The 22,578-nt window shown below is 67.9% G+C and carries 17 protein-coding genes and 1 pseudogene; 6 read left to right on the top strand and 12 right to left on the bottom strand.

The window, feature by feature from the left end; genetic code table 11:
* Nucleotides 1-70 precede the first annotated feature (70 nt).
* The 3 genes from ACEOAB_RS14620 to ACEOAB_RS14610 are packed head-to-tail and all read left to right on the top strand — an operon-like array spanning nucleotide 71 to nucleotide 3,823.
* Nucleotides 71-2,446: a Tex family protein gene (locus ACEOAB_RS14620; protein ID WP_495653810.1), complete on the top strand. Its 2,376-nt coding sequence runs from the start codon at nucleotides 71-73 to the stop codon at nucleotides 2,444-2,446.
* Between the two features lie 38 nt (nucleotides 2,447-2,484).
* Nucleotides 2,485-2,742: a type II toxin-antitoxin system prevent-host-death family antitoxin gene (locus ACEOAB_RS14615; protein ID WP_056597092.1), complete on the top strand. Its 258-nt coding sequence runs from the start codon at nucleotides 2,485-2,487 to the stop codon at nucleotides 2,740-2,742.
* A 7-nt stretch (nucleotides 2,743-2,749) separates the two neighbouring features.
* Entirely contained in the window at nucleotides 2,750-3,823 is a 1,074-nt protein-coding gene (locus tag ACEOAB_RS14610) for a patatin-like phospholipase domain-containing protein (RefSeq protein WP_056597925.1), read from the top strand.
* On the opposite strand, the gene ACEOAB_RS14605 is transcribed toward ACEOAB_RS14610, so the two are convergent.
* From ACEOAB_RS14605 to ACEOAB_RS14585, 5 genes are read right to left on the bottom strand one after another with little or no spacing between them, the layout of a single operon-like run.
* Entirely contained in the window at nucleotides 3,787-4,155 is a 369-nt protein-coding gene (locus ACEOAB_RS14605; RefSeq protein WP_056597090.1) for a hypothetical protein, read from the bottom strand. The genes ACEOAB_RS14610 and ACEOAB_RS14605 overlap by 37 nt on opposite strands.
* Nucleotides 4,152-4,523 (bottom strand): RidA family protein, encoded by a 372-nt coding sequence (locus ACEOAB_RS14600; protein WP_056597089.1) that lies wholly within the window; start codon nucleotides 4,521-4,523, stop codon nucleotides 4,152-4,154. Before ACEOAB_RS14600 ends, ACEOAB_RS14605 begins: the two co-directional genes overlap by 4 nt.
* The gene (locus ACEOAB_RS14595; protein WP_495653809.1) at nucleotides 4,520-6,028 is read right to left on the bottom strand and encodes an efflux transporter outer membrane subunit; all 1,509 of its coding nucleotides are present in this window, start codon (nucleotides 6,026-6,028) and stop codon (nucleotides 4,520-4,522) included. Before ACEOAB_RS14595 ends, ACEOAB_RS14600 begins: the two co-directional genes overlap by 4 nt.
* A gap of 12 nt (nucleotides 6,029-6,040) precedes the next feature.
* A complete protein-coding gene (locus ACEOAB_RS14590) occupies nucleotides 6,041-9,136 on the bottom strand; it encodes an efflux RND transporter permease subunit (RefSeq protein ID WP_413749078.1) in 3,096 nt (1,031 codons plus the stop codon).
* Nucleotides 9,129-10,283: an efflux RND transporter periplasmic adaptor subunit gene (locus tag ACEOAB_RS14585; RefSeq protein ID WP_413749077.1), complete on the bottom strand. Its 1,155-nt coding sequence runs from the start codon at nucleotides 10,281-10,283 to the stop codon at nucleotides 9,129-9,131. The genes ACEOAB_RS14590 and ACEOAB_RS14585 overlap by 8 nt, the downstream gene beginning before the upstream one ends.
* A 188-nt stretch (nucleotides 10,284-10,471) precedes the next feature.
* Between ACEOAB_RS14585 and ACEOAB_RS14580 the strand changes: the two genes are divergently transcribed.
* The 3 genes from ACEOAB_RS14580 to ACEOAB_RS14570 all read left to right on the top strand — a co-directional run bounded on the left by ACEOAB_RS14580 (nucleotide 10,472) and on the right by ACEOAB_RS14570 (nucleotide 13,659).
* Nucleotides 10,472-11,176 (top strand): response regulator transcription factor, encoded by a 705-nt coding sequence (locus tag ACEOAB_RS14580; RefSeq protein WP_056597080.1) that lies wholly within the window; start codon nucleotides 10,472-10,474, stop codon nucleotides 11,174-11,176.
* Nucleotides 11,169-12,575, top strand: coding sequence for a sensor histidine kinase (locus tag ACEOAB_RS14575; protein WP_413749076.1), 1,407 nt, complete (start codon nucleotides 11,169-11,171; stop codon nucleotides 12,573-12,575). The genes ACEOAB_RS14580 and ACEOAB_RS14575 overlap by 8 nt, the downstream gene beginning before the upstream one ends.
* Nucleotides 12,576-12,678: 103 nt before the next feature.
* Complete coding sequence (locus ACEOAB_RS14570; protein WP_413749075.1) at nucleotides 12,679-13,659, top strand: tripartite tricarboxylate transporter substrate binding protein; 981 nt, start codon at nucleotides 12,679-12,681, stop codon at nucleotides 13,657-13,659.
* A gap of 15 nt (nucleotides 13,660-13,674) precedes the next feature.
* Here ACEOAB_RS14570 and ACEOAB_RS14565 read toward each other — a convergent pair whose 3' ends face one another.
* The 7 genes and pseudogenes from ACEOAB_RS14565 to gbd all read right to left on the bottom strand — a co-directional run bounded on the left by ACEOAB_RS14565 (nucleotide 13,675) and on the right by gbd (nucleotide 22,551).
* Nucleotides 13,675-14,061: a DUF4150 domain-containing protein gene (locus tag ACEOAB_RS14565; protein WP_056597071.1), complete on the bottom strand. Its 387-nt coding sequence runs from the start codon at nucleotides 14,059-14,061 to the stop codon at nucleotides 13,675-13,677.
* A gap of 33 nt (nucleotides 14,062-14,094) precedes the next feature.
* A complete protein-coding gene (locus tag ACEOAB_RS14560; protein ID WP_413749074.1) occupies nucleotides 14,095-14,766 on the bottom strand; it encodes a DUF3540 domain-containing protein in 672 nt (223 codons plus the stop codon).
* Complete coding sequence (locus ACEOAB_RS14555) at nucleotides 14,763-15,848, bottom strand: pentapeptide repeat-containing protein (protein ID WP_413749073.1); 1,086 nt, start codon at nucleotides 15,846-15,848, stop codon at nucleotides 14,763-14,765. The genes ACEOAB_RS14560 and ACEOAB_RS14555 overlap by 4 nt, the downstream gene beginning before the upstream one ends.
* Nucleotides 15,845-18,508, bottom strand: a complete 2,664-nt coding sequence (locus tag ACEOAB_RS14550) for a DUF2169 family type VI secretion system accessory protein (protein WP_413749072.1) — start codon at nucleotides 18,506-18,508, stop codon at nucleotides 15,845-15,847. The genes ACEOAB_RS14555 and ACEOAB_RS14550 overlap by 4 nt, the downstream gene beginning before the upstream one ends.
* A 22-nt stretch (nucleotides 18,509-18,530) precedes the next feature.
* The gene (locus ACEOAB_RS14545) at nucleotides 18,531-18,920 is read right to left on the bottom strand and encodes a DUF3592 domain-containing protein (protein WP_413749071.1); all 390 of its coding nucleotides are present in this window, start codon (nucleotides 18,918-18,920) and stop codon (nucleotides 18,531-18,533) included.
* A 17-nt stretch (nucleotides 18,921-18,937) separates the two neighbouring features.
* Nucleotides 18,938-21,214 (bottom strand): annotated as a pseudogene (locus ACEOAB_RS14540) (type VI secretion system Vgr family protein).
* A gap of 200 nt (nucleotides 21,215-21,414) precedes the next feature.
* Complete coding sequence (gbd, locus tag ACEOAB_RS14535; RefSeq protein WP_413749069.1) at nucleotides 21,415-22,551, bottom strand: 4-hydroxybutyrate dehydrogenase; 1,137 nt, start codon at nucleotides 22,549-22,551, stop codon at nucleotides 21,415-21,417.
* Nucleotides 22,552-22,578 lie beyond the last annotated feature (27 nt).

The raw sequence follows: 22,578 nt of genomic DNA, 5'->3' as shown, positions 1-22,578 counted from the left end.
GCCGGGCGGCCCGGCCGGGCACCGTGCGCCTATGGCAAACTTCCGCGCTTTGCCAGGGACGCGCTCAAGCATGCAGAAAATCATTCGCCAGCTCGCCGCCGAGATCAAGGTCGGCGAGAACCAGGTGAAGGCCGCCGTCGAACTGCTCGACGGGGGCGCCACGGTTCCATTCATCGCCCGCTACCGCAAGGAGGTCACTGACGGCCTCGACGACGTGCAGCTGCGAGAACTGGAAGCTCGCCTTTCCTACCTGCGCGAACTTGAAGATCGCCGCGGCGCCGTGCTCAAGGCCATCGACGAGCAGGGCAAGCTGACCCCCGAACTGCGCGCCGCGATCGAATTCGCACCCACCAAGCAGGAGCTCGAAGACCTGTATCTGCCGTTCAAGCAGAAGCGCCGCACCAAGGGCCAGATCGCCCGCGAATTCGGCATCGAGCCGCTGGCCGACAAGCTGCTGGCCGACCCCATGCTGGACCCGGCCGTCGAAGCCAAGGCCTTCCTGCAGCCCGCCACCACGCTGGACGACGGCAAGCCGGGCCCCGATTTCTCCACCGTGCCCCTCGTGCTCGACGGCGTGCGCGACATTCTTTCCGAGCGCTGGGCCGAAGACGCTGCTCTGGTCCAGGGCCTGCGCGAATGGCTCTGGAACGAAGGCCTGCTCAAGTCCAGCCTGATGGCCGGCAAGGACGAGAACAACGCCGACGTCGCCAAGTTCCGCGACTACTTTGAATACGACGAACCCATCGGCCGCGTGCCATCGCACCGCGGGCTGGCCGTGTTTCGCGGCCGCGCGCTCGACATCCTCGATGCAAAGCTGGTGCTGCCGGTCGAGCCCGAACCGGGCAAGCCGAGCATCGCCGAAGGCCGCATCGCCTTGCACCTGGGTTGGAGCCATGCGGGCCGCCCGTCGGATGACCTGCTGCGCAAGTGCGTGGCCTGGACCTGGCGCGTGAAGCTGGCGCTGTCGACCGAGCGCGACCTGTTCACCCGCCTGCGCGAAGATGCGGAGAAGGTGGCCATCAAGGTGTTTGCCGACAACCTGCGCGACCTGCTGCTGGCTGCGCCGGCCGGACCGCGTGTCGTGATGGGCCTTGACCCTGGCATCCGCACCGGGGTGAAGGTGGCCGTGGTCGATTCCACCGGCAAGCTGGTCGAGACCGCCACCGTGTTCCCGCACGAGCCGCGCAAGGACTGGGAAGGCTCGCTGCACACGCTGGGCAAGCTTTGTGCCAAGCATGGCGTGAACCTGATCGCCATCGGCAACGGCACCGCCAGCCGCGAAACCGACAAGCTGGCCGCCGACCTCATCAAACTGCTCGCCAAGATGGCCGCGCAGGCCGGCGCGCCGGAAATCAAGGTCGAGAAGGTCGTGGTGAGCGAGGCGGGCGCTTCGGTGTACTCCGCCAGCGAATTCGCCTCGCAGGAAATGCCCGATGTCGACGTGAGCCTGCGCGGCGCAGCCTCCATCGCGCGACGTTTGCAGGACCCGCTGGCCGAACTCGTGAAGATCGATCCCAAGAGCATCGGCGTGGGCCAGTACCAGCACGACGTGAACCAGAGCGAACTCGCGCGCACGCTGCAGGCCGTGGTCGAAGACTGCGTGAACTCGGTGGGCGTGGACCTGAACACGGCCAGCGTGCCGCTGCTGTCGCGCGTTTCGGGCCTGTCGGGCAGCGTGGCCAAGGCCGTGGTGCGCTGGCGCGAGGCCAATGGTGCATTCGCCACCCGCAAGCAACTGCTCGACGTGACCGGCTTCGGCCCCAAGGCCTTCGAGCAGAGCGCGGGCTTCCTACGCATCCGCGGCGGCACCGACCCGCTGGACATCACCGGCGTGCACCCGGAAACCTATCCGCTGGTCGAGCAGATCATCGTGAAGACCGGCAAGCCGATTGCCGAGCTGATGGGCCGCGCCGACATGCTCAAAACGCTCAAGCCCGAGCTGTTCGCCAACGAGAAATTCGGCGTCATCACGGTCAAGGACATCCTGGGCGAACTCGAGAAGCCGGGCCGCGACCCGCGCCCCGACTTCAAGGTGGCGCGTTTCAACGACGGCGTGGATGACATCTCCGACCTGGCCGAGGGCATGATCCTCGAGGGCACCGTGAGCAACGTGGCCCAGTTCGGCGCCTTCGTCGACCTGGGCGTGCACCAGGACGGCCTGGTCCACGTGAGCCAGCTGAGCCACAAGTTCGTGAACGACGCGCGCGAAGTCGTCAAGACCGGCGACATCGTCAAGGTCAAGGTGATGGAAGTGGACGTGGCGCGCAAGCGCATCGGCCTGTCGATGAAGCTCGACGCGGCGCCCGCGCGCCGCGACGGTCCGCGCGACAACCGCTTCGAAGGGGCAGGGCGCGGCCAGCAGCAGCAAGGCCGGCGGGACAACTCGCCGCAGCCGGCGGGGCAGATGGCCAGCGCGTTTGCCAAGCTGCAGGGGTTGCGCAAGTAACGGTGCGCCTGCGCATTCCAGATTGATAGGTGGTCGCCATGAAAACCTGGTCTGTACAGAAAGCTGAAGCCCGGTTCGGCGAGCTTCTCGAAGCTTGCCTGGTGGATGGGCCGCAGATGATCACCAAGCACGGTACCGAGACCGCCGTGCTCGTGCCTGCGGCGTGGTGGCTGCGATCGAACGCAGGCGCCGAGCACTCACTCAAGGAGTTGCTGCTCTGCGCCGAGGCGCGTACCGAGTTCCTCGTCCCGCCGAGGGGTGTCGCGCGCCGACGCCGCGTCGCGCTACTTCGCTGAGGCCGGCATGAAAGCCCTGCGCATCTACGCCGGCCCCGCGGCCCGCAAGCACATCGAACGGCACGGCCTGCGCCCGCAGGACGTGCGCACCATCCCCGGTGCGGCCGGCGGTCCCAAGGGGCTGATCCTCGGGCCGCTCGACCGCTTCATCTTCGGGCGCTGGCTCACGCAGTCGAGCCAGCAGGTGCATCTGGTGGGCGCGTCCATCGGCGCATGGCGACTCTCGACGGCCTGCCTGGCCGACCCTGACGCCGCTTTCGAACGCTTCGAGCACGACTACGTGCACCAGCAGTTCGAAGTGCCGCCGGGACAAAAGCGGCTCAGCCCAAGCCAGCTCAGCGACAAGTTCGCCCAGAGCCTCGAGGACTTCTATGGCGGGCGCATCGGCGAGGTGCTCAACCATCCGCGCTACCGCCTGCACGTGGTGACCTCGCGCGGACGCCACATCCTCGGGCGCGAGGGCAGGGCACGCACCCCCGTTGGTTACCTGGGTGCCTTCGCGACCAACAGCCTGCACCGCAAGAGCCTGGGGGCATGGCTGGAGCGCTGCGTGTTCTCCACGCCCGGCGCCGCCTTGCCCTTCGGCACGCGCGACTTCCGCACGCGCCAGCACGCGCTGAGCGAGGCCAACTTCAACATGGTGCTGCAGGCCTCGTGCTCCATTCCTTTCCTGCTGGCAGCGGTGCACGACATTCCGGGCGCGCCGCGCGGCGCCTATTGGGATGGCGGCATCACCGACTACCACCTGCACCTGGACTACCAGCCGACCGACGACGGCATCGTGCTGTACCCGCACTTCCAGCAGGCGGTGGTGCCGGGCTGGCTCGACAAGGGCTTGCGCTGGCGTCACAAAGCCAGCGGCTTCCTCGACCGCATGGTGTTGCTCGCGCCCGACCCCGAATGGGTGCGGTCGCTGCCCAACGGCAAGCTGCCCGATCGCAAGGACTTCATCCACTTCGCCAACGACGCGCAGGCGCGCATCGCGGCGTGGGGACGGGCCACGCGCGAGGCCCAGCGGCTGTCGGACGAGTTCGAGGGTTGGCTTCAGCGCGACGGCGTACCGGAGATGCTTCCGCTCTGACCCGGCAGCGCCAGCGGCACGGCGCAGTCAAGGATGTTCACCTCCACCGCATCGCCGACCTTGGGATCGGCGCGCGCAGGCCAGTGCCCCGTGCCGAGCGAGTGCGAATGCACGCCGCCGTTGCGGTAGCGCACGATGGCGTAGGGCGCCGCGGCGCCACCCTCGGCACCGCAATCGCGATCGACGGACCTGGCCAGCTCGCCCGCGCGGCCCACGCTGACCACCTCTGCGGCCCGCCAGCCTGCCGAGTGGTCGAAGGAGTGCGCGTCGAAGGCGGTGCAGCCGCCGAGCGTCAATGCGCACAGGGCTGTTGCGCGCCGAATGCGTTTCATGCCCTGGGCCCGATCGCCGCCGTGGCCTGTATCTCGACGCGGTATTCGGAGTCGATCAGCTTCGCCCCCACGGTCGCGCGCGCCGGCGTGTGGCCGGCCGGCACCCATTCGTCCCATACCGAATTCATCGCCGCGTAGTCGCCCACGGTGCGCAGGTAGATCGTCACGCTCACCAAGTCTTTCTTGGTTGCGCCTTGCGTGGCGAGCATGTCGTCGATGTGACGCAGGATCTCGCGCATCTGCCCGGTGATGTCGAGCGACGGGTTCTCGGCCACCTGGCCCGAGAGGTACAGCAGGCGTGCGGTACCCAGGTCGACGGTCACCATCTCGCTGAAGCGGGGGCCCATCTCGTGGCGGATGATGTTCATGGCAGTTGGGGGGAAAGAGAAGAAGAGGGCGAAGCGGCCAGTTGCGCCGGCGGCGGATTCCACCACCCGCCACCGAGCGCCTGGAAGAGTGCAGCCGCGTCGGTCAACCGCAGCGCGCGGGCCTGCACAAGGTTGAGCAGCGCCTGCTGCCGGGCTGGCTGCGCGACGCGCAGCGACAGCGCGCTGGCATCGCCGAGCCGCACCTGCGCCTGCGTGCGCGCCAGGCTCTGCGAGGCCGTGCGCTCAGCCTTGATGGCAGCCTGCAGCGCGCGCGTGTCGGCGTCGATGGCTTCGAGCGTGTTGGCCACGTCCTGGAAGGCGGTGAGCACCGTCGCGCGGTACTGCGCAGCCGCCTGGTCGAACGAGGCCCGCGCGGCGGCTTCGCGGTGCTTCAGCGCGCCGCCGTCGAAGATGGGCTGCGTCACGCTCGCGGCCACGGTCCAGAACAGCGACGACGATTTGAACAGCCCCGACAGCGTATAGGCCGACGAACCGTACGAGTTCACGCCCAGCGTCATGTTGGGCAGCCGTGCGGCGACTGCAACGCCGATGGCGGCGCTCGCTGCCTGCAATTGCGCCTCGGCGGCGCGCACGTCGGGGCGGTGCTCGACCAGCGTGGAAGGCAGCGTCAACGGCAGCTCCGTCGGCAGCTGCAACGCGTCGAGATCGAAATGCGCCGCCACGCCCTCGCTCGGGTAGCGGCCCGCCAGCGTGGCCAGCAGGTTGCGCTGCTGCGCGAGTTGCTTGTCCAGTGGCGGCAGCGTGGCTTCGGTGGCGGCCAGAGAAGCCTCCTGCGCATCGACGTCGGCCAGCGCCACCTGGCCCAGCGTCCGCTGCTTGCGATAGGCCTGCAGCACTTCTTTCTGCCCCGCAATGATCTCCAGCGTGGCGCGCTGCTGCGCGCGCAGCGACGCCTCGGTGATCGCTGCCGTCACCACGTTGCTGCTCAGCGTGAGCTTTGCGGCCAGGCTCTGGAAGCGCTGCAGTTCGGTTTGCGCCTGCGCGCCCTCGACCTGCCGGCGCGTGGCGCCGAACACGTCGGGCGTGTACGACACCGTCACCTGCGCCGTATGCAGCGTGTAGAGGTTCGCGTTCGACGACACCGGGCTCGCGACCGTAGCGGCCACGCGCTGCCGCGTGGGCGAGTAGCCCAGCGCCACGCTCGGCCAGAAGGCGGCGCGGTCGGCGGCTTCGTTCTCCTGCGCCGCGCGCAGGGCGGCGTCGGCGGCCTCGATGGTCGGATTGCCGGCCAGGCTCTGCGTGACCAGCGCGTTCAGCGGCTCGGAGCGAAAGGCCTGCCACCACTGCGCCGGCACGTCGAGTTCGGGCGACAGGCGCGCCAGCGGCACGCCTTCGGCCTCCCGGCTCGCGGGCGGTGCGGCCGTGTACGGCATGGGCAGGTTCAGCGGCGGCCGCGCATAGTCGGGGCCGACCGCGCAGCCGGCCAGCAGCAGCACGATGCAGGCCGCCACGGGCGTTGCAAGGCTTGTGTTCTTCGTCGTCATTTTTCTGCTTTCCTAGCGGTCGCGGCGCGAACGCATGCCCCAGCCCTTGCTCTCGAACACACGTTCCATCGCGAAGTAGAGCGTCGGCAGGATGAACAGCGTGAGCAGCGTCGACACGACCAGCCCGCCGACCACCACCGTCGCCAGCCCGCGCTGCACATCCGTGCCGACGCCGGTGGCCAGTGCCGCCGGCAGCATGCCGACCGAGGCCACCGTGGCCGTCATCAGCACCGGACGCAGCCGTTCGGCCGCGCCTTCGAGCACCGAGGCCTGCAGCGCCAGCCCTTCGCCGCGCACGCGCCGGAAATTCGCGACCATGATGATCCCGTTCTGTATCGATACCCCGAACAGCGCGATGAAGCCTACCGCCGTCGCCACGTTGAGCGTTTCGCCCGCCACGTGCACCGCGATCAGCCCGCCCAGCATGGCCATCGGCACCACGCCCAGGATCAGCGCCACCTGCCGGATCTTGCCGAACTGGAAGAACAGCAGCACCGCCATGATGCCAACCACGATGGCCAGCGAAATGCCCAGCCGCGACTGCGCGCGCTGCTGGTTCTCGAACTGGCCGGCCCACTGCAGCCGGAACTTGGTCGAATCGAACTTCACTTCCTTCGCGATGCGTTCGCGCGCCTCGACCAGGTAGGAGGCCAGGTCGCGGTCGCGGTTGTCCACGCGCACCGTGATCTGGCGCTCGTTCATCTCGTGCGAAATCGTGCTCTCGCCAGTCTGCAGCCGGATGTCGGCCACCTGCGACAGCGGTACCTTGGCGCCGCTCGAGCTGTTGAGCAGCAGCGCGCCGAGGGCCTCGGTGTTGCCCTTGGCGCTTTTCGGCATCTTCACCGCCACGTTGTAGGTGCGGTTCTCCGCATACACCGTGATGACGGGCGCGCCGCCGATGCCGGTCTGGACCAGGTTGGCCACGTCGTTCGCATTGACGCCGAAGCGCGCGGCCGCCTCGCGGTTGAGCTGGATCACCACCTGCGGAATCGGCGGCTCCTGGAACAGTGAGGCCGAGGCCGTACCGCGCACCGTGCCCAGCAGCTCGACGATCTGGTTGCCGATGCGCCGGCTTTCCTTCAGGTCGTCGCCGTAGATGCGCAGCACCAGCGGGCTGTGCGCGCCGCCAACGGCGTCGTTCACGCCGTCGATGATGGGCTGGCTGATGCCCACGTCGAAGCCGGGCATGCGCGCGAAGCGCTCGGTCAGCGTGTGCACGAACGCGGCCTTGTTCACGCCGGCCGGCCACTCGCCATACGGCTTGAGGCCCACGGGCACTTCCATGTGCGAGGGCGTCCAGGGGTCGGTGCCGTCGTCGTTGCGGCCGATCTGCGTCACCACGTACGACACCTCGGGGTATTCGAGCAGCACGTGGCGCAGCTCGGTCGCCATGTCGCTGGCCTTGTCGAGCGACAGGCCCGAGGGCAGCTGCACCTGCAGCCACAGCGCGCCTTCGTCGATGTCGGGCAAGAACTCTCGCCCGGCCGTGGCGCCGAGCACCACCACCGCGGCCAGCGCCAGCACGCTCAGGCCGTAGGCGATGGCCGGCACGTCCAGCAGCTTCGACAGCACGCGGCGGTACGCGCCCGTGAGCCACACCAGCGGCTTGTTGACGAAGGGCTTGCTCGGCTTGCGCAGCGCCACGTAGGCCAGGCTGGGAATGAGCGTGAGCGCGCAGAGCAGGGCGCCCACCAGCGCGTAGCCCACCGTAAAAGCCATCGGCTTGAACAGCTTGCCCTCCGCGCGCTCGAAGGCGAAAAGCGGAAAGTACGCCGTGATGATGATCAGCGTGGCAAAGAAGATCGGCCCCGAAACGTGGCTCACGGTTTCGAGGATGTTGCCCTCGGTGAGCGTGGCATGTGGTTCTTCTTCCCTTCGCCGCAATATCGCCTCCATCACCACGATGGCCCCGTCCACGATGATGCCGAAGTCGATCGCGCCCAGAGAGAACAGGTTGGCCGGCATGCGCGTGAAGTGCATCACGATGAACACCGTGACCAGCGACATCGGAATGGCCACCGCCGCCACCACCGCACTGCGCGGGCTGCCGAGGAAAAGAATGAGCACGAAGCACACCAGCGCCATGCCTTCGAGCACCGTGTGCGTCACCTTGTCGACCGTGAGCTTCACGAGGTCGTCGCGGTCGATGTAGGGCACGATCTTCACGCCCATGGGCGCAAGCTGCGCCTGCAGCTCGTCGATTTTCTGGTGCACGCCTTCGAGCACGCGCGAGGGGTTCTCGTACTTGAGCATCAGCACGATGCCCTCGACGGTGTCGGGGTTGGTGTCCTTGCCCAGGATGCCGCCGCGCTCCTGGTGGCCGAACTGCAGCCGGCCCAGGTCGCGCACCAGCACCGGCGAGCCGCTGTTCTGCGCCACCACCACCGTGCCCAGGTCGTCCAGCGTGTGGATCTGGCCGATGCCGCGCACCACATAGCTCTGGTCGCCGCGCGCGATGCGCCCGCCGCCCGCATTGGCGCTGTTGTTGTTGATGGCCGTGACCACGTCGTTCAGCACCAGCCCGTACTTCTGCATACGCGCCGGGTCGAGTTCGAGCTGGAACTCCTTGGTGAAGCCGCCGAAGTTGTTGATGTCGACCACGCCCGCCACCTGCTTGAGCGCGGGAATCACCTTCCAGCGCTGCAGCTCCGACAGCTCCATCAGGTTCTTCGTGTCCGACTCCAGCGTGTAGCGGTAGATCTCGCCCGCCGGCCCCGCCACCGGCCCCAGGCCCGGCTGCGCGCCCGAAGGCAGGCTGACCTGCCCGATGCGCTCGGTCACGCGCTGGCGCGCGAAATAGTCGTCGGTGCCGTCCTTGAAGCTCAGGTTGATCAGCGACAGCCCGAAGGTGCTGCTCGATCGGATCGAGGCCAGCCCCGGCGTGTTGCTCAGCGCGCGCTCCAGCGGCGTGGTGATCTGTTGTTCGATCTCCTCGGCGGCCAGGCCGTTGACCTGCGTCGTCACCTGCACGGTCACGTCGCCGAGGTCCGGGTAGGCCTCGACCGTCATCTGCGTCCACGACCAGGCGCCGAACAGCACCAGCGCGATCGACATCGCCCAGGCCAGGTGCCTGCGGCGAAAGAACTGGGTGATGATGAGATTAATCATTCAGCAGCACGCCGCCACGGACCACCACGCGCTCGCCGGCGGTCAGGCCGCTGCGGATGCGAACCTTGTCGCCGTCTTCCCGGCCCAGTTCCACCGTGCGCCGCACGAAGGTCCACGGTTCAGCCTCGACGAACACGCTCACGCTGTCGTTGTTCATCAGCAGCGCCGAGGACGGCACCTGCGGCTGCGCGCCCTGCGGCACGCCCAGCACGGCCGTCGCATACATGTTGGGCTTGCAGAGGCCGTCGGGGTTGGCGAAGACGATGCGCGCGCGGGCGCGGCGCGTGTCCGCGTCGAGCACCGCGCTCACGAAGCCGACCTTGCCGGTGAAGCTGCGCCCCGGGTAGGCCGCCAGCGTGATCACCGCGTTCTGCCCAGGCGCAACCGCGCCGACGATGTTCTCCGGCACGTTGACCGTGACCCAGACCGAATCGAGGTTCGACACGGTCATAAGCACTGCATTGGCATCGTTCAGGTTGGCGCCCGCGGCCGCGTTCAGGGCCGTGACCGTGCCGGCCAAGGGCGCGACGATCTTCAGCACCTGGCCCGCCTGTCCGCCGCTGCCTTCCGCGCCAAGGCTGCGCAGGCGCGTCTCGCTGCGGTGCAGCTCGGCCGTCTGCTGGGCAACGCTGCTCTGCGCCGCTTCGACGTCCTTCGCGGCGTTGGAGCCGGCCTCGTTCACGCCGCGCGCCCGCACCAGTGCCCGCTTCGCCAGTTCGAGCGCGTCGCGAGCCTTCTGCGCATCGGCCACGGCCTGCGCGAGGTCGGGCGAGGCCATCGTGGCGAGCACCTGGCCGCGCTTGACCGTGTCGCCCAGGCGTACCTTCAGCTCGAGCAGCTTGCCGGTCAGCGGCGGCAGGATGTTGACGGTGTTGGCCGGATTGGCCTCTACCGTAGCGGGCAGGCTCACTTCATGCGGCAGGGTGTCCTGGCCGACCGTGGCGACCAGCAAGCGGTCACGCAGCGGCGAGCCGGCGGGCACGCTCAATCGGTTGTCCTTGCGAACCAGCATCGGCGCCGGTGCGGCGGCCACGGTGGCGGCGGCATGGGCCGTGTTGTCGAACGAATCGACGCACAGGGCCGCGCAGGTCAGCACGCCGAAGACGATGCGTGCGGGGGTGATCTGGTAGAGGGATTTTTTCTTCATCGCGATGCGTCCGTCACGGACGGGCGCGCCGTGCGCGGGATGCTTCCCGTGCCTTCGATCCGCTCCCGTCTCCTGCGGGGGAGGGTACGAAAGCGCGACTGAAGAAGCCCTCAAGAAATCCTGAAGATGTCTTCAGGATCCGGGACCCGGCGGCCAGCAGTCAGGTAGGCCCGGCATGATCCGCGCCCATGAGAATCCTGTTGATCGAAGACGACCGCAAGGCCGCCCGGCTGCTGGCCCGGGGCCTGCAGGAAGAGGGCTTTGTCGTCGATGTCGTGCACACGGCGGAGGAGGGCGACGAAGAAGCCTTCGTCGTCGCCTACGACCTGATCGTGCTCGACTGGATGCTGCCCGGCAAGGACGGCCTCACCCTGTGCCGCGACCTGCGCCAGCGCGGCTGCAAGACGCCCGTGCTGATGCTCACCGCCCGCGATGCGCTGAGCGATCGCGTGGCCGGCCTCAACACCGGTGCCGACGACTACCTGACCAAGCCCTTCGCCTTCGACGAGCTGCTGGCCCGCGTGCGCGCCTTGCTGCGCCGCTCCGAGATCATGCGACCGGTGGTGCTCGCGCTGGCCGACCTGAGCCTCGATCCGCAGAGCCAGCGCGTGCTGCGCGGCGGCATGGCGCTCGACCTGACCCACAAGGAATTCGCGATCCTGCAGATACTGCTGCGCCACGCCGGTGAGGTGGTGAGCCGCTCGCGCCTGGCCGAGCAGGTGTGGAAGGACGACCTGATCGCCATCGACAACCTGATCGATGTGCATATCAGCAACTTGCGCCGCAAGGTCGACGCGCCGCCGGCCGCGCCGCTGATCCAGACCGTGCGCGGACGCGGCTTCAGGCTGGCGCTGGCTGACGACCACAACGGCGGCGGCAGCGCACATGCTTAGTTTTCGCAAGCGGCTGGCGCTGGCGCACGTCGGCGCGATCGTGGTGGTGATGGCGATTGCCGCCTTCGGCTCGTACCTCGTGTTCGCGCGCAACGTGCACCGCGAGCTCGACGCGGCGCTGCTGGCGCTGGCCGAAACCGAAATGGGCATGCTGCTGTCCGCCGGCGAGGGCGACACCGTCATCGTGCACGAGGCCCCGCCCGGCCCCGGCGCACCGTCGTTCGTGCGGCTCGACCGGCTGGTGCAGATCGTCGACGCCGAGGGCCGTGTGCTGGCGCGCAGCGCCAACCTCGGCGAGGCGCAGCTGCCCATTCCCCCGGTACTGCGCGAGCGGCTCGCGGCGGGCGAAACCGTGTTCGAAACGCTCGACGGCTTTGGCGAAGAGCCGACGCGCATGGTCTCCGTGCCCGTGCAGGGCCACCGTTCGCTGCTGGCGGTGCAGGTGGCGGGCTCGCTGGACGACGTGAACCGTACGGTGGCGATGGCCAGCGTGCTGTTCGTGATCCTCGGCGGCGCGCTGCTGCTGGCGCTGGGTGCGGCGGGCGCGATGATCACGCGGCGCGCCTTCGGCGCCATCGACGACGTGGTGCAGCACGCACACCGCATCGGCGACGCGAACCTCGGCGAACGCCTGCCGCACCCAGGCACGCATGACGAGATCGGGCGGCTGGTGGACACGCTGAACGACATGCTCGGGCGCATCGAGCAGGGCATGGAGGCGCAGCGGCGGTTCACGGCCGATGCATCGCACGAGCTGCGCTCGCCGCTGTCGCGCTTGCGTACCGAGCTTGAACTCGCACTGCGCAGGCCGCGCGAACCGGTCGCCTATGTGGAGACGCTGCATTCTTCGCTCGAAGAAGTCGAGTCGCTCACGCTGCTGGTGGAAGAACTGCTGGTGCTGGCCCGGCTCGACGCCGGACAGGAGCGCGGCGCGGCCGAGACGGTGTCGCTGAACCAGCTGGCGGAAGAGGCGGTGCGGCGACTGGAGCCCTTGGCTCGCGAGCGGAAACTGGAGTTCGCGTTGGCACCTGCTCCGCCCGTGGCCGCGCGGGTGGCGCGTGGCGCGGCCAGCCTTGCGCTGGCCAACCTGCTCGACAACGCGCTCAAGTTTTCGCCGGCCGGCACCACGGTGCGCGTGAGCCTGCGCGCGGATGCGGAAGCGAACGAGGCCGTCATCAGCGTGGCGGACAGCGGGCCCGGCATCCGCGGCGACGAACTGCCGCATCTGTTCGAGCGCTTCTACCGCGGCGCCACCGCGCGTTCGGACGAGAACACACCGGGCCTGGGACTTGGGCTGGCACTGTCGCAGGCCGTGGTGCATGCGCATGGCGGGCGCATCGAGGCGGCGAATGAAGCGGGTGGCGGGGCGCGCTTCGACATGCGGTTGCCGCTGGCGTGATGACACGGCGGCCGGCCGGGCAAACCCTGACCGTGCCGCCCGCGCAGCGCTTCGAGAATGATCCGATCCATTCCGAAGCAAAGAAGAAAAGGTTCCCGCCACCATGCCCCACGCCACGCTGTCGCGCCGCCGGTTCACGCTCGCCACTGCCGCCGCAAGCCTCGCCTTGCCGTCGTTCGCGCAGGGCACATGGCCCACCAAGCCGATCCGCATCATCGTGCCTTACACGCCGGGCGGCTTCACCGACCAGATGGCGCGGCTGGTGCAGATCGGCCTGCAGACAAAGCTCGGCCAGCCGGTGCTGGTCGACAACAAGCCCGGCGCCAACAGCCTGATCGGCGTCGACGCCATCGCCAAGGCCGCGCCCGATGGCAGCACCTTCGGCGTTGTCATCGCCGCGTACGCGGCCAACACCACGCTGTACCCCAAGCTCCCATACGACCCGCGCAAGGACCTCACCGGCGTGTCGCTGATGGGCGTGTCGCCGCTGCTGGCCGCGGTGAATATCGATGCGCCGTTCAAGACCGCGCGCCAGCTCATCGACTATGCGCGCGCCAACCCGGGCAAGGTGAGCTTCGGCTCCTCGGGCAACGGCTCGGCCGCACACCTCACCACCGAGCTTTGGAAGTCGCTGACGCAGACCTACATGATCCACATCCCGTACCGGGGCGCGGTGCCGGCGCTGACCGACCTGATGGGCGGGCAGATCCAGCTTTTCTTCGACGCGCCCACGGGCCTCATCAATCAGGCCAAGGCAGGCAAGGTGCGGCTGATCGGCGTGGCGGGCGACAAGCGCCTGGCAGCGGCTCCCGAGGTGCCGACCTTCATCGAGCAGGGCTTCGCGGGCTTTACCGGCAGCACCTGGGCCGGCATGGTGGCGCCGGCGGCCACGCCGCGCGACATCGTCAAGCGCATGTCGGAGGAACTGGGCCGCATCATCAGGAGCGACGAGACGCGTGCCAAGCTGGATGCGATGGGCACCATTCCGGTGGGCAGCACGCCGGAGGAGTTCGACGCCTTCATCACCGCCGAGACGGCGAAGTGGGGCAAGGTGATCCGTACGGCGGGGGTGAAGGCGGAATAGCCCTGGGAGGACGTGTCAGGCAGCGAGCATCAGCACCTTGCACTGGCTGGGCACGATGCGCATGCCGATCGCGTTGCTGCGGTTCTGCACCGACAGGCTCGTCATGCGCGTGGCCGGGCTGCCCTTCAACAGCACGGTGAACGAGCCGGTGATGTGGCGGGAAGGGCCCATGACCGAAGGCGAGATCACGCCCAGCGTCACGCCGGGGTTGTCGCCGTTGGTCAGCGGCGTGACGGTCGCGAGGTTGTGCGCTGGCGCGAACATGAAGAGGATGTTCCACGCATTGGGTATCGCGGTCGGGCCGAGCGCGAAGTTGGGGTAGGGGATGGGAATGGCCGGTGGTGTCTTGCACACGTCGGGAAAGGCCAGGTCGATGCCCATCATCTGGCAGTTGGCAAACATGGTGTCGGTTCCTTTCCTTTTTCCTGAAAGGGCTCAGCCCATGTGGATCTGCTTGGCATCGACCTTCACGACCGCCTGCGCCGTGACTACCGTCTGCGCCGCATGGATGCGGGCAAGGTCGGCGGCTTCGTAATCGAGCTGGCCGCACCGCAGCTGCTCGGTCTGCTCGGTCATGCGAAAGGCCGTGCGGCTGATGTGCACCAGCCGGTCCATGACGGTCTCGCACAACCTGCCGACGACGTGGATGCTGGCCGTCATGGCCCGGACCGTGCTGCCGACGTAGTTGAGCTGGTCCACCTTGCAATCGGCCTCGCTCGCATTGAGTGCGAAGCGCTCGCTGCTGACCTCCACTGCCTTGGCGGATTGCAGCCGGATGGTCTCGCCGCTTTCGATCTGCACGCCGCCCGAGGGCGCGGCCAGCACGAGGCGGCCGGTGGTCTCGATGCGCGCCGCGCTGGTGTCGGCCTGATCGATCACCGCGATCAGGTAGACGTGGTAGCGGTCGGGACCCGAGATCAGTACCGTGTCGCCCGGCTCGGGCCGCAGCAGGCAGCTGGCGGCGCGGCGGCATTGCCAGGCACCGTCCTCGCATTCGACGCGGTACAGCGACCCCTCGGCCAGGAACTCGACCACCTTGCCAAGGCGCTGCACGGGAGCGTCGGCGGTGCCTGCCTGGGAGCTGCGCAATGCTGCGATGTTCTTCATCGGGTTTCGCCTTTCGTGAACGGGGTGGGATGTAGCTTGCGGTGCGCGGACCAGCGCTGCGCCTCGAACAGGTCGGGGTCGTTGGGCAGCACGCCGGCATTGCCGCGCAAGGCGTCGGGAACGTCGCGTGCCCCGTGCAGCTGGGTGCGGAAGAGGCGGGCGTCGAGATTCGCGCCCGGGAGCATGGCCTCGGAGAAGTCGGCGTAGGTGAGGTCCGTGCCGGCAAAGCTGGTGCCGGTGCAATCGGCGCGGTGGAAGATGCATTGCTGCATGCTGGCCCCGCCGAAATCGGTGCCTGCGAGCACTGCCTCGATCCAGAGGCTCTGGTCGAAATGCGCGCCGCGCGCGTCGGCTCTACTCAGGTCGGCCTCGGGAAAGAGCGCCTGCGGCGCATGCACGCCGCGCAGAACCGCGTCGCGCAGGCTGGCGCCCTTGAAGTTGCACTGTGCCATGTGCGCCCCCTCGAAGTTGCAGCCTTCGAGGTCCGCATCCGTGAATTGGCACAGCAGGAAGTGGTGCCTCGAGAAATCTTGGCCACCGAGGCGCGACTCGACGAAGACGACCCGTTCGAAACGCGCGCTGGCGAGCGCGGTCGTGCGCAGGTCGACCTGGTAGAACACCGCCTTGTCCAGACGGGTGCCCGAGAGATCGGCACCGTCCAGTGGCGACTGGAAGAAGAGCGTCCGGTCCAGCAGCCCGCCCGCGAAGCGGCTGCGCGAAAGCGTGCTTTCCATGAACTTGGTGTCGACCACGCTGGCCTGCGAGAAGTCGCTGCCCGGCAGCTTGCAGCGATGGAATACGGCGTCGTCCAGCACGGCGGCCGTCAGGTCAGCCGACGTGAGCGCGCATTGGGAGAAGGCGGCCTTCTTCAGCTGTGCGTCGTTGAGCCGCACGCCGCCGAGCGTGCAACGTTCGAACTGGCTCTCTTCGAAGCGCGTGCCGATGCAGCTCACGCCGTCGAAATCGACCTCGATGAACACGCCGCCGGAAAGATCCATTCCGTCGAGGCGCCAGCCCTTGCAGCTTCGCTCCCGGATCGGTTCGCCACGCTGCACCATGGTTTGCAACCGGTGCGGCGTCATGCGGCCGAGGCTTCCTGGCGCAACGGATAGACCTTGGCCAGGTGCGTATAGGCGCCGTCGAGCAGCGTGGTGCCGTCCATGAGGCTCTGGGAGACGTCGGCGCGGAAGAGGTTGGCGCCGCGCAGGTCGGTGAAACGAAAGTCGGCCTTCTGGAAGCTCGCGTCGATCAGGTCGGCGTCGCGCAGATTGGCGTGCTGGAGATTGGCGCGCACGAAGCGCGAGTCGCGTGCGTTGCTGCGCGAGAAATCGGCGCGCGTGAGGTCGCAGCCGGAGAAGTCGCTGTTGTCCAGCCGGGCATCGGCAAAGCTGGCGCCGGAGAGAGCCACCGCGCGCAGGCTGCACTCGCGCAGATGGGAGCCCTGGAACTTCGCCTCGCGAAAACTGCTCGTGCCCACGACGCAGGTGGTGCGCAGATTCGCGCGCGCGAAATCCATCTGCCCGTCGGCCTCCACGTCGACGAACACGCAGCTGTCGAGCCTGGCCGCAGCAAAGCCGATCGCGCCGGGCTTGCAGCGCACGAAGTGCAGCTTGAAGAGCTCCGCCTCTTCGAAGTCGAGCTGGTCCAGCCGCACCTTCTCCAGGAACATGACCACCTTGAGGCTTGCGCGGTGAAAGCGGCAGCGCGCGAATGAGGCTTCGACCACCGTGTTGTCTTCCCACTGCGAGGCGCTGAAGTCGCAGTCTTCGCACAGGATGTTTTCGAGCGTGGCATTGCGCAGACGCGCGCCGACGAACACGGTCTGCCGGCACCGGGCGAAGCCGAGGTTGGCTCCTTCGAGCAGCGTTGCGCGCAGCGAGGCGCCGTCGAGGCAGGCGCGCGCGAGCACCGCGCGGGAGAAGTCGGCGCCGTCGAGCCGCGCGCCGCGCAGGTTGGCGCTCTCCAGCAGAGCGCCGCGGAAGTGCGCGCCGCTCAGGTCCATGCCCGACAGGTCGGCACCGGTCAGATCCATGTCCGAGAAATCGCGGTTGCCGGCGAGGATCGCCGTTACCTGTTGGCGTGTCTCGGCAGCCCGCTCCGGCGTCATCGGGTCGGCAGCGTCCTGATGGTGGGCGCTGCTCAGGTACATCTTGCGTTGCGCCGCGGCGATGAACTCCCCGCGGCCCAGGAGTTCTGTGACTGGAGCCATGTCGGCCGCAAGCGTCCCCGGCACTTCCGAGATGGATGCACCCATGCTCCGGAGATGCGGCGTCATTGCCGCGGCGGGAGGCCCCTTGAGCGCGGAGCGCTCGCGGCCCTCGGCCAGCGCGAGCAGCGGGCTCATGTCCGGCCCCGTGGAGCCGGTTTCGGCCGCGCCCGCGCGAAGCGTCTCTGACAGCTGCTGCCGCTGCTCGTGCAGCTTCTGTTTGGCTTCCTCTTGCAGACGCTTGCTGCGCGCGATGAATTCGGGCAGGGCGTCCAGTGTGGGCAGTTCGTCGGCCGGGTCCGGTGGCGGAAAGTAGCGCTCGGGGTCCTGGCCGTCGTCGATCATCTTCTGGCGCATCTGCTCGCGCATCCACGCGCCGTGCCGATGTGCATTGCTCGCCAGCGGGCCGAGCGGACGGTCTTTCAGCGACAAGGTGTCGAGCCAGGGGGCGATTGCTCTGGCGGGAATCAGATCGCGATCACGAAAGCTGTAGAGTGCGCCGCTTTCCGGGTCCAGTCGCTGCTGCAGGACGGATTGATAGTGGCTGACCGGCAGCGGCTCGGCGCCTGCTTCTTCGAGAGCGGGCATCAGGTGGACGACGTCGGCCGCGTCATCTTCCCGGATGTCCGCCACGCCGTGATAGATCAGCACGATGCGCTCGCGGTGCGGGAAGAACCAGGCGGTGGTCATCCGCATGGGGACGTCGGTGAAGGTGGTCCCTCCGGCCTCGGACGCCAGCGTGAGGAAGCAGCGTGCACGCCAGTCGGGCAGCCGGCCCTCCTGATGCGGCTTGTGCGGGTGCATGTTCCAGATTTCGTAGGGCGCTGCGCCGGGAACGCAGTCGGCGTCGCGCCACCACTGGTCTTCGGGTGCCGCGTTGAAGAGATGCCAGTCCATGTCGCCGGAGAAGGCCGGGAAGTCTTCCTTCGCCCAGCGGTCGCCATAGTCCTTGCCGATGCGGGCGAAGCGCCGGGGCCACATCACGTCGATGGCGCCGAAGCCGGCCGGCGAGAGCCGCTGGTCGTGGCGCTGGATGGGTGCATCGGGTGACTCGATGTTCGGAAGCCGGCGCGTGCGCACGCCGTTGATGGTCTCCTCGTCGGCACCGATGCCCAGCGGGTTGTCCGCGAACGACGCGCCGCCATAGGCGTGCTGCCAGTCGAGCGGCATGCTGTCGAAGGCCTGCGGCGGGGTGGCGCGCTTGTCGAGCCAGTAGCGGTCACCCGACACGCGCAGGCTTTTCTCGATCGTGCCGACGCGCATCTTCACCATGCACTGGTTGCGGGTCTGCTGGTGCGCGGTATAGGCGTGGCCGGTGACAAGAAACTCCGCGCTGCGCTTGGGCATGCCCAGGTCGAGCACACCTTGCTCGCCGATCTCCTCGGCGACCAGGGGCCAGAGTTCGGCATCGGGATGGAGCACGGGCACGGCATCCATGCCCGTCATGGCGATCACGGTAAGGCCCAGTCGCTGGCGGCGCTGCCATGGAAAGGGGCGACTCAGTACGCTGAGCCGGAGCGGCTTGATGACTTTCATGAAACAGGAGATGCGCGCGCGATCAGCGGGAAATGGTCGTGGTCGACTGCCGGCGGTCGATGGCCACGGCCGTGGAGTCGGCCGGGTCGACCAGTACGTGGATCGTCCGGCCGGGCATGAAATTGACCACCAGCTCGCGCGCGATGCGGGTCTTGAGCGTCTGTTCCAGTGGTGGACGACCGGCCAGGGCGGCTGTGCGCACTCGCAGTTCGACGTCGTTGTCGTAGGTGCCTTGCGCCAGCTCCCGCAGGGCCAGCACCTGGGCGCTGGCGGGCTGACCTTGGGTCGCGAGCCGTTCGTAGCGCTGTTCTTCTTCGCGGTAGGGCTTGTTGCTGCGCACGGTGTGCACGATCACGAACGCCAGGAAGAGGACGATCAGCACACCGGAAATAACTGGCAACCAGAACTGCATGGGCAAGGTCGTCGTGCTCAGCTGAAGATGCTCATGACCTTGGCCTGGATCGCCAGCCCGCCGCTGCGGATCTTGGCGCCCGCGGCCTTCACGTTGGCGCCCGAGGTTTCGAGGGTGAGCCCGTTGTCCTTGTTCTTGAAGGCCGAGATGTCGATCTTCACGGCTGCCAGCTGCAGGTTAAGGGCCGCGTAGATCTGCGCTCTCGCGCCCCAGACGTCGAAGGAGGTGGCCACCGCGCCGAAGCGGAAGACGCAGCCGCTGGCGCGCCCGACCCGCCAGTTGTTCTCCTGCGAGGAACTGATGGTGTGCTGCGGCACGTTGTAGGTGACCTTCGGCGCGTTCACGATGATCTCGACGCTGACGTTCTCGGTGACGGTGCCGGTGATGTTGCGGGTCTCGCCTGCGGTGATGTTCTCGGTGCGCGGCCCCTTGGTGTTGAGTATCTCCGCGCCGTCCACCGTGGCCGTGAGGCCGCCGGTGATGGTCCACGTCGCGCCACCGGTGATGGTGCGGGATTCGCCGCCCGCGATGGTTTCGCTCTGGCCACCTGTGATGCTGCGGGTTTCGCCGCCGGAGATCGTCTCGGTGCGGCCGCCGGTCACGGTGCGCGTTTCGCCGCTGTGGATGGTCTCGGTCTCGCCGCCGTTGACGGTGCGGGTCTGCCCGCCGTTGATGGTCTCGACACCGCCGCTGTTCACGAGCCGCTCTTCGCCGCCGTTGTAGGTGGCGGTTTCCTTGCGGGTGATGGTGGTGGTGCGCGTGCCCAGCACGTCGATCTTTTCGTTGCCGTGGATGACGCTGGTGCGGTTTCCGCCCACGTCGCGGGTTTCGTCCGCTTCCACTTCGACATCGAGGTTGCGCTCGGCGTGCAGCAGGATCTGCTCGGCGCCCGAGCGGTCCTCGAAGCGCAGCATGTTGGCCTGGTTGGCCGCACCGCCGGCGCTGGAGCGCGTGAGGATGCCGCTGGCCGTGGCGTTGGCGGGCAGCTCCCATGGCGGCATCTGGTCGCTGTTGTAGACGCGGCCGGTGATGATGGGGCGGTCGGGCTCGCCGCCGATGAAATCGACGATCACTTCCTGGCCCACGCGCGGCATGTGCATGGTGCCGTAGTTGGCGCCGGCCCAGTTGCTCGACACGCGCACCCAGCACGAGCTGTTCTCGTCCGACTGGCCGTAGCGGTCCCAGCGGAACTGCAGCTTCACGCGGCCGAAGCGGTCGGTCCAGATCTCCTAGGGACCGCCCACGGTGGCGGTCTGCGGGCCGTTGGTGCGCGGGCGCGGCGTGGTGCGTGCGGGGCGGTAGGCCACGGAGGAGGGCAGCACGGTGAAGTCGAACTCGCACACCGATTCGCTGCTGCCGCCTGTGGAGTACTCGGGCTCCTGCAGGTTGTAGCGGGTCTCGGTGACGAGGTATTCGCGGTTGTCCGATTCGCGCGGGCAGTGCGTCATCTCGAACAGATAGCCCGGCGCCATGCCGACGACGTTGGTGTGGCCCGAGGCCAGCTCGTGCGCGCACTGCAGCTCCTGCAGGCGGACCTTGGCGTAGGCATCGCCCTGCTGGTGCTCGCTGTAGCCGCCCAGCCATTCGTAGACCTCGTAGGTCGAATGCTCATGGGCTTTCGGGTCTTGCTGCACGCTCTGCAGCGAGGCGCGCGACTTCTTGAAGTCGAAATCGTCGAGCATCACGCGGCCCGAGGTGATCTGCTCGGCCACGCGCCACTGGTCGATACAGGGCTCCAGCGCATTGAGCACGCGGTCGCGCGGGCGGTAGGCGATGCTGGCGTGGCCGGGCAGCGGCTTGTAGCTGCCGGTGTCGTCGGCCAGCACCAGCAGGTGCGAGCCGTTGCCATGCTCGAAGTGGTAGGCAATGCCTTCGTGCTCCATGAGGCGGCTCACGAAGGCGAAGTCGCTTTCCTGGTACTGCACGCAGTACTCCATGGCGGGGTAGCTGCCCGTGAGGCGCTTGTCGAACTGGAAGCCGTACTTGCCCAGCACTTCGTCGAGCACCTCGGGCACGCTCTTGTTCTGGAAGATGCGGCAATCGGTGGTGCGCGTGAGGTACCACAGCCACGGCTGCACCAGCGCGCGGTAGATGTAGTGACGGCCGGTTTCGTTGGCGCGGCCTACAAGCTCGAAGCGCACCACCGTGCCGTTGAGAAAGCGCGGCGCGCCTTCGTCGGCCAGCTCCAGCGTAAGCGAGGTGCCGAGCAGTTGCTTCAGGTCGAGGCTGAAGCTGGTGCTGACCATGTCCACCTCGAACTCGAAGAGTTGCGAGAGCCCCTCCCGTCCCCGCATGGCGCGGAACTTGAGCTGCTCGGAGCTCAGCACGGTGTGGACTTGGACGGTACGCGGCATTCGGAATTTCCCTGACCCATGGGGCTTCTGCGGATGCGAAACCTTCGATGGGCAGTCTAGAAATTCCTTATGTCATATACATGACGCGCAGGGGCGGCACGGGCCGCATTCCCCTCTGAAAACAGGCGTAGAAGAAGCCCTTACATCGAGGCTTCGAGCATGGCCTTGTAGTCGTCGCGCGTGGCCAGGCGCGGATTGGTCTTGTGGCAGTGGTCGGCCATGGCGCCATCGATGATCTGCTCGAACATCGCGGGCGTCACGCCCACCTCGGCCAGGCCCTTGGGCAGGCCGAGGCGCGCGTTCATGTCGCGGATGGCGTCGCCGAGATCGCCGGCCGAATCGAGGTGCATGGCCTGCGCCATGCGCTGCAGGCGCTGCTCCTTCTGCACCGATTCGGCACCCGAGTTGAAGTGGATCACGGCGGGCAGGAAGAGGGCGTTGAGCGTGCCGTGGTGCAGGCGCGGATCGACGCCGCCAAGGCTGTGGCTCAGCGAATGCACGCAGCCCAGGCCCTTCTGGAAGGCCATGGCGCCCTGCATCGATGCGCTCATGAGGTTCAGGCGCGCCTCGCGGTCACTGCCGTCCTTTGTTGCGCGTTCGATGTGGCCCCAGGCGCGTTCGAGCCCGTCGAGGCCGATGCCATCTGCGGGCGGGTTGAACGCGGCCGACATGAATGTCTCCATGCAATGCGCGATGGCATCCATGCCGGTGGCGGCCGTGAGCCTGGGCGGCAGGCCGAGCGTGAGCTCGGGGTCGCAGATGGCAGCCTTGGGCATCAGGAACCAGCTGTGGAAGCCGAGCTTGCGGTGGTCGTCGACGATGACGATGGCGCCGCGTGCCACCTCGCTGCCCGTGCCGCTGGTGGTGGGCACCGCAATCAGCGGCACCGCGCGCTCGGTGATCCTGGGCGAGCCGCCTTCGATGGTGGCGTAGGTCTTGAGCGGGCCTTCGTGCGTGGCCGCGATGGCGACGCCCTTGGCGCAGTCGATGGCCGAGCCGCCGCCCACTGCGATGAGCCCGTCGCAGCGGCCGCTGCGATACAGCTCGACGGCTGCGCGCACCGCGGCCTCAGTCGGGTTGGAGGGCGTCTGGTCGAACACCGAGACCTCGAGGTCGGAAATGGCATCGAGCGCCTTCTGCAGCACGCCGACCGCGCGCACGCCGGCGTCGGTCACGATCAGCGGGCGGTTGATGCCGATGCGCGCGCATTCGCTGGACAGCAGCTTGATCGCGCCGAATTCGAATTGGATCTGGGTGAGGTATTGGATGAGTGCCATGAATGTGGATGTGCCCTGGGGCAGTAC

Source organism: Variovorax sp. Varisp53 (assembly GCF_059491555.1).
The sequence above is the reverse complement of the archived record's forward strand: the minus strand, read 5'-3'. Positions and strand labels throughout refer to the sequence as shown.

What these genes read in the sequence shown, in the direction of transcription:
- ACEOAB_RS14620 (WP_495653810.1), top strand. Translation starts at nt 71, where the DNA reads ATGCAGAAAATCATTCGCCAGCTCGCCGCCGAGATCAAGGTCGGCGAG.
- ACEOAB_RS14615 (WP_056597092.1), top strand. Translation starts at nt 2,485, where the DNA reads ATGAAAACCTGGTCTGTACAGAAAGCTGAAGCCCGGTTCGGCGAGCTT.
- ACEOAB_RS14610 (WP_056597925.1), top strand. Translation starts at nt 2,750, where the DNA reads ATGAAAGCCCTGCGCATCTACGCCGGCCCCGCGGCCCGCAAGCACATC.
- ACEOAB_RS14605 (WP_056597090.1), bottom strand. Translation starts at nt 4,155, where the DNA reads ATGAAACGCATTCGGCGCGCAACAGCCCTGTGCGCATTGACGCTCGGC.
- ACEOAB_RS14600 (WP_056597089.1), bottom strand. Translation starts at nt 4,523, where the DNA reads ATGAACATCATCCGCCACGAGATGGGCCCCCGCTTCAGCGAGATGGTG.
- ACEOAB_RS14595 (WP_495653809.1), bottom strand. Translation starts at nt 6,028, where the DNA reads ATGACGACGAAGAACACAAGCCTTGCAACGCCCGTGGCGGCCTGCATC.
- ACEOAB_RS14590 (WP_413749078.1), bottom strand. Translation starts at nt 9,136, where the DNA reads ATGATTAATCTCATCATCACCCAGTTCTTTCGCCGCAGGCACCTGGCC.
- ACEOAB_RS14585 (WP_413749077.1), bottom strand. Translation starts at nt 10,283, where the DNA reads ATGAAGAAAAAATCCCTCTACCAGATCACCCCCGCACGCATCGTCTTC.
- ACEOAB_RS14580 (WP_056597080.1), top strand. Translation starts at nt 10,472, where the DNA reads ATGAGAATCCTGTTGATCGAAGACGACCGCAAGGCCGCCCGGCTGCTG.
- ACEOAB_RS14575 (WP_413749076.1), top strand. Translation starts at nt 11,169, where the DNA reads ATGCTTAGTTTTCGCAAGCGGCTGGCGCTGGCGCACGTCGGCGCGATC.
- ACEOAB_RS14570 (WP_413749075.1), top strand. Translation starts at nt 12,679, where the DNA reads ATGCCCCACGCCACGCTGTCGCGCCGCCGGTTCACGCTCGCCACTGCC.
- ACEOAB_RS14565 (WP_056597071.1), bottom strand. Translation starts at nt 14,061, where the DNA reads ATGTTTGCCAACTGCCAGATGATGGGCATCGACCTGGCCTTTCCCGAC.
- ACEOAB_RS14560 (WP_413749074.1), bottom strand. Translation starts at nt 14,766, where the DNA reads ATGAAGAACATCGCAGCATTGCGCAGCTCCCAGGCAGGCACCGCCGAC.
- ACEOAB_RS14555 (WP_413749073.1), bottom strand. Translation starts at nt 15,848, where the DNA reads ATGACGCCGCACCGGTTGCAAACCATGGTGCAGCGTGGCGAACCGATC.
- ACEOAB_RS14550 (WP_413749072.1), bottom strand. Translation starts at nt 18,508, where the DNA reads ATGAAAGTCATCAAGCCGCTCCGGCTCAGCGTACTGAGTCGCCCCTTT.
- ACEOAB_RS14545 (WP_413749071.1), bottom strand. Translation starts at nt 18,920, where the DNA reads ATGCAGTTCTGGTTGCCAGTTATTTCCGGTGTGCTGATCGTCCTCTTC.
- gbd (WP_413749069.1), bottom strand. Translation starts at nt 22,551, where the DNA reads ATGGCACTCATCCAATACCTCACCCAGATCCAATTCGAATTCGGCGCG.